Below are 1,255 nucleotides of genomic sequence, written 5' to 3' on the forward strand. Positions count from 1 at the left end.
ATAGCACCGAGTTTCTTAGACGCCTTCGCGTCTCATCATCTGCTGCCGTTCGAACTCGGCGGGTGACAGCATCCCATTTCTCGCATGCTTGCGCTTCGGGTTATAGCACATCTCGATATAATCGAACACGTCCTGCCTCGCTTCTTCGCGCGTCGGGTGGGTCCTGCGCCTGATCCGTTCACGCTTGAGCAGGTTGAAGAAGCTCTCGGCGACCGCATTGTCATGACAGTTGCCACGGCGGCTCATGGAGTGCTCCAGATTATGAGCGCGCAGGAACGCAGGCCAATCCATGCTGGTGAACTGGCTGCCCTGATCGGAGTGGATCAGCACCTTTCCCTTCGGTTTGCGCCGCCAGACAGCCATGAGCAGGGCCTGCAGAACGATATCCGTTGTCTGCCTGCGTTGCATCGACCAACCAATCACGCCCCGGGAATAGAGGTCGATGACCACCGCGAGATAGGCGAAGCCCTCCAGCGTCCGGATGTAGGTGATGTCCGTCACCCAAACCCTGTCCGGGGCCTCGACGTCGAACTGCCGGTCGAGGCCTCGCCGGTTCTCTCGAACCGGTGGCGCTCACCGGCTCGATATCGACCACGACTGATGGCTTGCCGCCATAGCTGCCAGGGCGGCGTTTATAGCCGATCTGAGCCTTGATCCCCGCAATCTGTGCCAGCCGGGCGACCCGGTTCGGACAGATGCTCTCGCCCTGTTCAACCAGATCGTCATGCAGCTTGCGGTATCCGTAGACTTTACCGCCTTCCGCCCAGGCGCTCCGCAGCAGTTCGGTCTGGCGCCTGTCTTCTTGGGCTCGCGCACTCATCGGAGCCTGTAGCCAAGCATAGAACCCACTCGGCTGAATGCGCAGGCACCGACACATGGCCCGGACGGAAAACTGTCCCCGATGCTCAGCGACAAACGCGTATCTCACTTTGCATCCCTGGCGAAATACGCGGTGGCTTTTTTTAGGATGTCGCGCTCCTCGGAAACCCGTGCCAGCTCCCGCTTCAACATGCGGATCTCGGCATCCTTCCCGGTCTCGCCTGATGCCGACTTCCCGAACTTGCGCTTCCAGGCATAGAGCGAATGCTTGCTCACCCCGAGCCATTCCGAAACCTCGCTGACCGGGTAGCCCCGCTCGGTGATCTGAGCGACCGCGTCACGCTTGAAGTCGTCGCTGAAAAAGCCTGTGCCCATCATGGCCTCCTTGCCTCAAAATTAGCAAAAAAGGCGGCCAAAAAACATGGGGCTATTAAAA

At 59.5% G+C, this 1,255-nt stretch carries 1 pseudogene; it reads right to left on the reverse strand.

From position 1 onward, the window contains the following. Positions 1-15: 15 nt before the first annotated feature. Positions 16-1,194 (reverse strand): annotated as a pseudogene (locus ABNX41_RS21800) (IS3 family transposase). Between the last annotated feature and the right edge of the window lie 61 nt (positions 1,195-1,255).

This window comes from Pseudogemmobacter sonorensis (assembly GCF_042762395.1).
Classification (GTDB): domain Bacteria; phylum Pseudomonadota; class Alphaproteobacteria; order Rhodobacterales; family Rhodobacteraceae; genus Pseudogemmobacter; species Pseudogemmobacter sonorensis.